This window comes from Sporolactobacillus vineae DSM 21990 = SL153, assembly GCF_000377985.1.
GTDB classification, from domain to species: Bacteria; Bacillota; Bacilli; order Bacillales; family Sporolactobacillaceae; genus Sporolactobacillus; species Sporolactobacillus vineae.
This window is the reverse complement of the sequence record NZ_KB899051.1, coordinates 46,713-56,697: the sequence shown is the minus strand read 5'-3', so window position 1 is coordinate 56,697 and position 9,985 is coordinate 46,713. Positions and strand designations below refer to the sequence as shown.

The 9,985-nt window shown below is 50.1% G+C and carries 12 protein-coding genes; 1 reads left to right on the top strand and 11 read right to left on the bottom strand.

Going from position 1 to position 9,985, the window contains the following annotated elements:
- The first annotated feature begins 560 nt into the window (after positions 1 to 560).
- Positions 561 to 1,313: a polysaccharide deacetylase family protein gene (locus tag D889_RS0111365; RefSeq protein WP_010632305.1), complete on the top strand. Its 753-nt coding sequence runs from the start codon at positions 561 to 563 to the stop codon at positions 1,311 to 1,313.
- Positions 1,314 to 1,353: 40 nt separating this feature from the next.
- Here D889_RS0111365 and gerD read toward each other — a convergent pair whose 3' ends face one another.
- The 11 genes from gerD to D889_RS0111300 all read right to left on the bottom strand — a co-directional run bounded on the left by gerD (position 1,354) and on the right by D889_RS0111300 (position 9,851).
- Positions 1,354 to 1,908 (bottom strand): spore germination lipoprotein GerD, encoded by a 555-nt coding sequence (gene gerD, locus D889_RS0111360; protein ID WP_010632304.1) that lies wholly within the window; start codon positions 1,906 to 1,908, stop codon positions 1,354 to 1,356.
- 123 nt (positions 1,909 to 2,031) lie between these two features.
- Positions 2,032 to 3,090, bottom strand: a complete 1,059-nt coding sequence (locus tag D889_RS0111355; RefSeq protein WP_010632303.1) for an Mrp/NBP35 family ATP-binding protein — start codon at positions 3,088 to 3,090, stop codon at positions 2,032 to 2,034.
- A gap of 81 nt (positions 3,091 to 3,171) precedes the next feature.
- Positions 3,172 to 3,882, bottom strand: coding sequence for an N-acetylmuramoyl-L-alanine amidase CwlD (gene cwlD / locus D889_RS0111350; protein ID WP_010632302.1), 711 nt, complete (start codon positions 3,880 to 3,882; stop codon positions 3,172 to 3,174).
- Positions 3,883 to 3,965: 83 nt separating this feature from the next.
- Positions 3,966 to 4,400, bottom strand: coding sequence for a DUF2521 family protein (locus D889_RS0111345; protein WP_010632301.1), 435 nt, complete (start codon positions 4,398 to 4,400; stop codon positions 3,966 to 3,968).
- Positions 4,401 to 5,156: 756 nt separating this feature from the next.
- On the bottom strand, positions 5,157 to 5,357 hold the full coding sequence (locus tag D889_RS0111330; protein WP_010632299.1) for a hypothetical protein: 201 nt from the start codon (positions 5,355 to 5,357) through the stop codon (positions 5,157 to 5,159).
- A 173-nt stretch (positions 5,358 to 5,530) separates the two neighbouring features.
- Positions 5,531 to 5,923, bottom strand: coding sequence for a 30S ribosomal protein S9 (gene rpsI, locus D889_RS0111325; RefSeq protein WP_010632298.1), 393 nt, complete (start codon positions 5,921 to 5,923; stop codon positions 5,531 to 5,533).
- 26 nt (positions 5,924 to 5,949) lie between these two features.
- The gene (gene rplM, locus D889_RS0111320; RefSeq protein WP_010632297.1) at positions 5,950 to 6,387 is read right to left on the bottom strand and encodes a 50S ribosomal protein L13; all 438 of its coding nucleotides are present in this window, start codon (positions 6,385 to 6,387) and stop codon (positions 5,950 to 5,952) included.
- 231 nt (positions 6,388 to 6,618) lie between these two features.
- A complete protein-coding gene (truA, locus tag D889_RS0111315; protein ID WP_010632296.1) occupies positions 6,619 to 7,359 on the bottom strand; it encodes a tRNA pseudouridine(38-40) synthase TruA in 741 nt (246 codons plus the stop codon).
- 17 nt (positions 7,360 to 7,376) lie between these two features.
- On the bottom strand, positions 7,377 to 8,174 hold the full coding sequence (locus tag D889_RS0111310) for an energy-coupling factor transporter transmembrane component T family protein (protein WP_026039107.1): 798 nt from the start codon (positions 8,172 to 8,174) through the stop codon (positions 7,377 to 7,379).
- Positions 8,164 to 9,036, bottom strand: a complete 873-nt coding sequence (locus tag D889_RS0111305) for an energy-coupling factor ABC transporter ATP-binding protein (RefSeq protein ID WP_010632294.1) — start codon at positions 9,034 to 9,036, stop codon at positions 8,164 to 8,166. The genes D889_RS0111310 and D889_RS0111305 overlap by 11 nt, the downstream gene beginning before the upstream one ends.
- Positions 9,012 to 9,851 (bottom strand): energy-coupling factor ABC transporter ATP-binding protein, encoded by an 840-nt coding sequence (locus D889_RS0111300; RefSeq protein WP_010632293.1) that lies wholly within the window; start codon positions 9,849 to 9,851, stop codon positions 9,012 to 9,014. The genes D889_RS0111305 and D889_RS0111300 overlap by 25 nt, the downstream gene beginning before the upstream one ends.
- Positions 9,852 to 9,985: the final 134 nt, after the last annotated feature.

The following is a 9,985-nucleotide window of genomic DNA, read 5'->3' as shown; positions in this document are numbered from 1 at the left end:
ATCAAACTCTCCAAAAAGGGGAAGTTCAATAGCTCCGGGAAAAATGGCTGTCGGCTTTCTTTGTCAGCTTGCCGCTTCATTCCTCACGTATCGCAATACGCTCCGGTACTCGCGCCTTCGCTTCCTCGAACTCCTCGGCCCTTTTTGTCCTTGCCCTTGAACGATCCCTGCGAAAGCCTCAGCTTCCGTTTCTTACATTTTCGTTCATTCGATCCTCAGCAAAATTGAATTGACTAAAAGGGGTTTACCCTTCCAATCACGCTTGGCTTTTATTTAGTTTTCAAGGAACCATTCTTTCGGTGCCGTCCATCAGACGACTTAAATAATTATACTTGGATGTCTTCAGAATGTCAACAACTTTTTTTAGCTGCTTTCTCGCGGTTACCCGCGTCATCTGAGAGACAACAATATTCATTGTACCAGCTGATTGCTGAATGTCAATCCATTTTTTCAAATTGAGCCCTTTCCTCATTTTCCCATCATTGACGTCAACATCTCCGCATATCGGCCGGAGCCCGGCCATAAAATGGTACAAACATTGAAAACAGGGGTGACGCTGAATGATCTGGATTTTCAACATCAGGAAAGCAAAGAACCTTTTATTAATTCTGCTCGCAGCGTTTATTGCGGCACTGATTCTGTACATTCAGAAACAGGACATCAGCGTCTTTGTGCCTGTCCGGGAGCACGGTGCACTCGCCCATGTTGAGACCAGTCAGAAAAGGCTCGCTCTGACATTTGACAGTAACTGGGGAACCAATCAGATCCAGACCATACTTGAGACTTTAAAAAGCGAGAAAATCAAGGCAACGTTTTTCTTCTCCGGCGAATGGGCAGAGAGACATCCTGAACTGGTTCGGCGGGCGATCCGTGACGGACACGAAGTAGAAAGTCAGGGCATGCGCCACGAGGATTATACTCAGCTGAGTACACAGCAGATCCGACGTGATCTGCTCCTCTCGGCAGATGCTATTTTCAAAGCAGGCGGTGTCCGGCCCGTCCTGATCCGGCCGCCATATGGAAAGATCAGCACTGACTTTCTGAATCAGGCATCGGCTCTGCAGCTTCAGCCCGTTCTCTGGAATGTATACCCGCATGATGATGCCAATCCCGGGTACGCCGAGATCGTCCGCAATGTACTCCGGACAGCAGGCAAGGGCAGCATTATCCGGCTGCACGCTTCGGATTCTGCAAAACAGACGGACCGTGCTCTGCCTCTGATTATTCGCGAACTGGAGAATCGCGGATTTACCTTTGTGACTTTACAAGGGCTGATTTCAGATAGTAAATCCCGGGAACATCTTCTTAATTAAATGCGATATCTTCTGAAGGGCGGGCCGGATCGCGCATTTTTTAATGGTTGCTTTGATCCTGCTTTTTCATGAACTGTGAAACAGCGTCCGACATTTCCTTCTGAAACGCAGGTCCGGATATGGCTTCCTGTAAATCTGTCGCGATCTGCTGACGGAATGGCTTGGTCCGCAATAGACTCAGATACTGGTCCTGAAGTGCCGGATTCTTAAGAATATCGGTCATCATTTTCTGATAACCCGGGTCTTTCATCATCTTCTTAAGCAGCTGTTCATTTTCTTCCTGCATCGTCTCAGCAAGTTTTTCGGAGAAGTCCGGATCTTTGATCAGCTCTGTCCATAACTGTTTCCCCTGCTGCGTCGTCAGGGTGTCCACAATTGTTTTCCGCACAGCCGGTTCGTCCAGCACAAGAGCTGCCTTCATTTCACGGTCCCCGATCACTTCCTTTAACGTTCTTTTGCCGTCATCCGTCCGCAGCATATCGAGAACCATCTTCTTACTGTCCTGGTAGGAGGTCTGGCTGTCATCGCCGCCGCAGCCGCTCACTCCTGCACAGAGCAGCGCAATCAGTGCCAGTAGAACTGTTCTCCGGACCATAGTGTTGCCTCCTCCGCATTAGCTCACTGTTAATATGCGGGAAGCGCGTCGGATTATTCAGGATCCGGACAAAAAAATGCCCGCTCCCGGCGGACATTTTTTCTCATTTCTATTCATTTGCTGTCAGCGTGTACGAACTTCTGCCACCTTATCCAGCACTTTTCCGGCAATACGGTCGTATTCGTCGGCGATCGGGTCGCCCTCGAAATAGACGCCTGGTGCAAATTCTCCCTGCTTCCCCAAAGGCTGTCCCAGCGGCAGCCGGCCAAGCAGATCCGTATGAAGGAGTTCGCTCAGTTTGTCTCCGCCGCCTTTGCCGAATACATAGGCGACCTCTCCGGTTTTGCGGCTCTTGAAATAGGCCATATTTTCGATGACGCCGATAATCTCATGATGCGTCTTTTCGGCCATGGCTCCCGCCCGGGCTGCCACAAAGGCCGCCGTCGGATGCGGCGTCGTCACGATAATTTCCTGTGAATGCGGCAGTTTGCTGTGGATGTCCATAGCAACATCACCGGTGCCCGGCGGAAGATCGAGGATCAGATAGTCCAGTTCGCCCCAATCCACGTCATTGAAAAAGTTGTTCAGCATTTTCCCGAGCATCGGACCACGCCAGATGACCGGAGAATTATTTTCAACAAAGAAACCCATTGAAATCACTTGCACACCGTACCGGTCTACAGGGATAATCCGGTTGTCCCTGACTTGCGGCCGGCCTTCAATCCCCATCATATCCGGGATGCTGAAGCCGTAGATGTCCGCATCAAGCAGCCCGACACGCTTGCCCTTCCGCTTCAGTGCCAAAGCCAGGTTAACGGAAACTGTTGATTTTCCGACACCGCCCTTACCACTGGCAACGGAGATAAACACCGTCTTACTCTTCGGTGAGAGTAAAGTCGGACCCGTTTCAGGGAAACCGCCCAGTGCCCGGACCTCTTCCTCACTGAGCGTATCGAAGCGCATGCCGACAGATTCCGCTCCGGACTTTTTGAGCTTCGTGGAAATTTCAACCTGGGTCTGCATCTGTTTGACCCGGTCCGACCTGGACAGCGCAATCTTAAGACTAACGAAACCGTTACTTACCTTCACTTCGCGTATCCCGCCTGTTTCCGACAGACTTTTATGTAAAAAGGGATCTTGAACCGTTTTCAAAACTGCTCGGACCTGCTGCTCACGAATCATAAGAATGACCGCCCTTCCTGTTTTTCTCTGCACTTTCAGTATACCAAAACTGCAGAGAAAAGAGGTACCAGACGATGCTAATTAATTTGATGGTGCCTTTTCACTGGTGAAATAGCGCAGGATGCCCACACTGATTGCTGCGGCGACCTTCTTCTGGTAGCTTTCCTTAACCAGCATCGATCGTTCATCCGGATTTGAGAGGAACCCGACTTCAACCAGTGCAGCCGGAGGGGATGCTTTCTTTAAAATGTAAACGTGACCGATCGGCTTGGCATACCGGTCCGTATTGTTCAGTGTCTTCCGGATTGCATCCTGAATCAGCCGGGCAAAGCGCTCGTTTTCCACCGACTTCGGGTAAAAAAAGGTCTGTGCCCCATGCCAGCGCGTCGAAGGAATGGCATTCATGTGCACGCTGATCACAGCATCGGGGTGTGCCTTCTCAATCAGGTCGGCGCGTCTGAGAAGATCCTGCGTCTTATGCCGTCCCGTGTAATCTTCATCAGCAAGGTCTTCATCACTGTCCCGGGTCATGACCACAAGTGCCCCCGACTCCTGAAGATAGTCCCGCAGATTGCGGGCGATCGCCAGGTTCAGTGCTTTCTCAACGGTGTCTCCGCCAACAGCTCCGCCATCTGGTCCGCCGTGTCCGGCATCGACAACGATCACTCTCCCGGACAGCGGCAGATGCCAGAACTGTAACGTATGTCGACTGACGATCAGCCAGCGGGTGCCGGCAGACAGAACCAGGATCATACTGATGATCAGAATGATGATCAGTTTTTTTCGCTTCATCTTCGTTCCCCCATGGACATGCACTTACATGAACATGTATATGGCGTCCGTGGGAAACTTATGTCCTGAATCTGTCCGGTCAGTCAGTGCAGTTTCATTTTCCGGCGCTTTAATGTCCTTTCGAAGCCCTCGGTCCACCAGTTGTTCAGATAAAGCCTGCAAACCGGAACTATTTCATTCTTCATCTGCGGCTGACTGGCCCAGAATTCCCAGAAATCGCAGAAATCCGTCAGAAGCTTTTCAAAAGACGGCCCGGAGCGCTGAAAGACAACGGATCGTTCTTCCCCATAATAACCGAACCGGCTCATCGCTGAACCCAGCAGAAAGGCTTCAAGTGCGTATTCCGCACACATCTCTGTGGCAATATCTTTCGCGCCGGGAACTTTTGAGAGCAGCGGGTCAAAGCAGGCCCGGATCGACTTTTCGAGCTGATCATATGACAGATCCTGCAGCGCGCGCCGTTCTGCAGCCTGCTGCTTATCGTGCAGTTTTTCCTGAAAATTCATGACGATCCCCATATTCACCCCTCCTCGCTTCAGGTTTTATTCAGCGGAACAACCAGCCTCAGTCATCACTGCCCTGACTTTAGATTCGGTTAAAGGATCATTTTCAATCGTAACAGCTTTTTCCAGTTGCTTTAAAAAATTACCGAATGTTATTTATACGCTTTTGTAAATAATTTGAACTTTATTTCCATAAAATCAAAAAAGTTATAATAGAAACGGGTGATTGTTATGAATTTGGTATCCCGATTCACTATACTTCTTGCCTTACAGCCAAATAATTACAATTTGCAAAAAATTAAATTCCTGATCATGGCCTTCCTTATCGCCGTAATTGTATTCACGAGCGCTCTGATTATCGGCCTGCTCATCTTACTCTTCAAGACCCCTGCCACGAGAGGACGACATGCAAAAAAGTCCCGTCATCGCTTGTTAAAGCCCGCCAGTGTGATTCTTTCTGCGGGATTACTGGCCATTCTGCTTTTCCATTTCTTTTGAAATGCCGCCATGTTTTCACGACAGGGTGCATCCTCCATCCCAGTCGTCGGCGCTGCATCCTCAACGCTCAGAAAAGCCATAAAAAATAAGCTCTGAACCAACCGGAGCTTAATAAATCATAAAAGTGAAATTAAAGAGAGTATCCCACTACTCACGAATAAGTATATCTGACTTTACCCGACACAATCCGGCATACGTCAGAAATTACATAATCATAGGTGCAGAGGATGATGCAGCTCTCCTGTGACCGTTCACCGGAGCCCTGCACGCCCATTATCCCTTTCCAGTCACATGTACAATCATGACGGAATAATACAGTCTCTGGTCATTACCCGGTACCATTTCATCTGCATCTTTAACATAAGTGCTGAACTGTATATCTTTGATTAAAACCATATCATCCTGATCCAGAAAGTCATTCACTGTTTTTTCAAGTTTTCCTAAATTATCATCAGAAAATATCTTGATTCGCACACATACCACCTCCGGATTAGTCTTCCCACCCGGAGGATTTTTATCAATATCTGAAGGGGGATCATTTTCGCCCGTCCGAAATCCTGCTACTCTATCTGTTAAAGCATGAAGGCATGAAAAAAGCCCCTTCCGATTGTTCGGAAAGGAGCCCTTAGATAAGGATAAGTAACAGATCAGCGTTTTGAGAACTGCGGAGCGCGACGTGCACCTTTGAGTCCGTATTTCTTACGTTCCTTCATACGTGGGTCACGTGTCAGGAATCCAGCCTGCTTGAGCGCCGGACGATATGCCGGGTCAGCCTGCAGTAATGCACGGGCGACACCATGACGGATCGCACCCGCCTGGCCGGTGAATCCACCGCCGTTAACATTGACGAGCACGTCATATCTTCCTTCGGTTTCCGTTGTAACCAGCGGCTGCTTCAGAATCGTGCGCAGCGTTTCAAGATCAAAATATTTTTCAACATCCTGGCCGTTTACAATAATCTTGCCATCGCCGGCAACGAGCCTGACGCGGGCAACAGAACTTTTGCGGCGGCCGGTGCCGTAATACTGTACTTGTGCCATTTATTCATTAACCTCCCTGATTTCAATTATCCACGAAGCTGATAAACTTCCGGTTTCTGAGCCAAATGCGGATGTTCTGCGCCTTCATAGACGTGCAGTTTCCGGAACATCTGGCTGCCGAGCGCATTATGCGGCAGCATGCCCTTGATCGTCTTCTCAAGCATCTGCCTTGAACGTGTTTCCCTCATCTCAAGAGCCGAACGTGCTTTAATACCGCCCGCAAAACCTGAGTGGTGAATGTATTGTTTCTTCAAAAGTTTCTTACCGGTCAGTTCAATTTTGCTGGCATTGATGATAATGACATTGTCGCCGACATCAACATGAGGTGTGAATGTCGGTTTGTTCTTGCCGCGCAGGATAGCGGCAACCTGGCTGGCCAGACGGCCAAGAATCTGGCCGTCAGCGTCAATCAGCAGCCACTTGCGATCAGCCGTTGCAGCTGTCGCCATATATGTTGTACGCACAATGATTTCCTCCCTTAATTCGCCTGTTTCATTTCTCGCAGCGACCCACAACCGCTTCGAGCCGGAGAGTGCTTTTCACTCCCCGTTCCGTTCCTCTAATTTGACACAAAATAGTTTGGGGCTAATCGTGGTCAAAATAGAAATGCCGAAATATATTTTATGCTACCCCGGCATCATTGTCAAGCCATGGATCGGCTTTCTGCAGTGGTTTTCCCTTCGTTTCTGCACCGCTCAGTAACTGACCTTCCAAAGCGTCAGTCCGCAGGGTGAAACGGTTTTTGATGCAGCCTGACGATCTTTGCCGGCAATGATTTTCGAAACATCATCGGGCTGCAGTTTCCCAGTACCGACATCCAGCAATGTGCCTGTAATGATCCGGACCATCTGATACAGAAAACCGCTGCCGCTGATCCGAATCAGCGTCTCATCCGCCGGCCTGGGGACGACGTCAAGCTGATAGACCGTACGGATTTTACTTTTTACTTCTGTATTTGCTGCGCAAAAGCAGGAAAAGTCATGGGTCCCGGTGATTCGGGCAGCGGCTTCATTCATCTTCTGCAGGTCAAGCGGCACCGTCACGTGCAGTGTATAGAGACGGCGGAACAGGTCCGGTTCGCTGCGGGTCAGCAGCCGGTAATGGTATTCCTTTCTTTTCACATCATAACGGGCGTGAAAATGCGCCGGAACGATCTCGGCGTCACGGATATAAATATCATCCGGAAGAATGCTGTTCAGTGCTTTCGGCCAGTTCTTCTCAGGGATGGCCAGCGGGCTTTCAAAATGAAATACCTGTCCGTAGGCATGTACCCCGCTGTCCGTTCGCCCCGAGGCAGTAATCCGGACCTTTTCTCCGTGATGAATCCTTTCCAGTGCCGATTCGATTTCCCTTTGTACGGTTCTCCTGCCCGGCTGAACCTGGTAGCCAAAAAAATGGCTGCCGTCATAGGCAACCGTACACTTCAACTTTGTCATTTGCATCTTCCATTCTCTCACAGTCTGGCCAGAATCAATGCCACAGTCAGCAGACCCATCGTCAGGAGCAGCAGCGTGTCCCGCCGTTTCCATACGAGTTTGTGAAGGCGTGTCCGGCCGAAATCGCCATGATAGCCGCGGGCTTCCATCGCCATCGCCAGATCCTCGGCGCGTTTGAAGGCACTGACAAACAGTGGGACAAGCAGCGGCACAATTGCTTTCATCCGGCTCTTCAATGAGCCGCTGGTGAAATCCGAACCGCGGGCAGCCTGAGCCTTGATGATCTTCTCGGTTTCTTCCAGCAGTGTCGGAATAAAGCGCAGTGAAATCGCCATCATCAGGGCAAATTCGTGCACCGGCACTTTAATCTTCTTCAATGGATTGAGCAGCGTCTCCATCCCGTCGGTAATCTCCATCGGCGACGTCGTCAGCGTCAGCAGCGTCGTCATGACGATAATAACAAGAATGCGGTTAGTAATGAAAATCGACTGAATCAGGCCATTCTGATAGATCCGCACCCATCCGATGTGCAGCAGCAGCGGACCCCCTCCGGTAAAGAAAAGATTCAGGAAGAAGGTCAGCAGCACAATAATCAGGATTGATCTCAAACCTCTGAACAGAAACGCAGGCGAGATTTTCGAAGTCAAAATACCGCCAAGACAGAACAGGATCAGAAGCACGTTCGTCAGCCAGTTATTCGCAAGAAATACGATCACGACAAACATAAAGACACTGATCAGTTTTGAACGCGGATCCATCCGATGTATGACTGAATCGAGCGGTACGTATTGACCGATGACCAGATTAAACATCAGCCGCACCTCCATTCATCAGTCCGGCGATCCGGTCTGCTGTTCCCTTGAGCGAAAATACTGGCGTCATCCGCGGCTGATCGAACTTATCCGTCAGGCTGTCCAGAAACAGCATTGTTTCCGGAACATCCAGACCGATTTTCCGGAGTTCCCGGTCTCGAGAAAAAATCTGCTCCGGTGTCCCGCTCATCACGAGCCGGCCGCTGTCCATCACTACGACTTCGTCGGACAATGTCGCCGCATCGCCCATATTGTGCGTCACCATGATAATCGTCAGGTTCATTTCCTGATGCAGTTTTTTGAACAGATTCAGAATCTCTTTACGGCCGCTGGGATCCAGACCCGCTGTCGGTTCATCGAGAATAACCACTTCAGGATTGACCGCCAGCACCCCGGCAATCGCCACGCGCCGCATCTGACCGCCGCTCAGATCGAACGGCGACTGGTGCCAGAACTGCGACGGCAGGCCAACCAGACTGAGACATTCTTCAGCTCGTTTCGTGGCTTCCGCTGAAGGGACGCCAAAGTTCATCGGACCGAAGCAGACATCTTTAATCACCGTTTCTTCAAACAGCTGATGTTCCGGATACTGAAAAACCAGGCCGATTTTCCGGCGTAATGGTTTCAGATCCTGTTTCTTTTTTTGCGCCTGTATTTTAAGATCGCCGGCGGTAATCAGTCCTGAAGTCGGCCGGAGCAAGCCGTTGATATGTTGGACCAGCGTCGATTTTCCTGATCCCGTATGACCGATGATCGAGGTAAACGACCCTGACCGGATCCGGAGATTGATCCTGTCAAGTGCCGTCCGTTCAAATGGCGTCTTCGGATGATACACATGAGTTACATTGTGGAATGTAATGTCCATAGCTCATTCACCAGCTCTTCCTCTGTTAACGCCGTTCCGGTCACAGCAATTCCCCGTGCACGAAGGAGTCCATTCATTTTCACAGCAAAGGGAAGATCAAGCCCGATTTTCTCCAGCAGTTCAGGCGTTTTAAAAATTTCATGAGGCGTTCCTTTTTTTACGACCTGTCCCTGATTCATGACCAGAATACGATCCGCGTGTACTGCTTCCTCAAGATCGTGTGTGATCGATAAAACGGTCAGACCGAGTTTCTTATTCAGCGAACGGACCGTCTGAATGATCTCCCGGCGTCCTTCAGGATCCAGCATCGATGTGGCCTCGTCCAGGATAATTATCAATGGTTGCAGGGCGACAATGCCGGCAATTGCGACGCGCTGTTTCTGCCCTCCGGAGAGTCGATAAGGTTCCCGGTCGGCAAAGGCATCCATTCTGACCAGGCGCAATACCTCGTGCAGTCGTCTAACCATCTCTTCCCGGGGAATACCGTGATTCTCCATACCGAACGCCACGTCGTCCATGACTGTCGAACCTACAAACTGGTTGTCCGGATTTTGAAAAACCATACCGACAAGCCTCCGGATCTCCCAAATATGTTCGGGATCTCTGGTATCAAAACCCCCGACATGGACGGATCCTTCCTGGGGAATGATTAATCCGTTCAGGCATTTCGCCAGTGTCGATTTTCCGGACCCATTATGGCCGATGATCGATACCCATTCCCCCTTGTTGATCGTCAGGCTGACATGTTTCAATACCTTCGGATGGTCGTCGGAATAGTTATAGGAGATATCGCTGACCTCAATAATCTTCTCCATTGCTGTGCTCCTCTCAGGCTCCGCTCGTGTTATGTATGCCAAATGCCCGCGGGCATCCAGGCTGTCTGTTTATGCGTACTGACCCAATTTGAAAAAAAAGCAGAAAACAGGTTCGTCGGAACCGGATTTCTGCC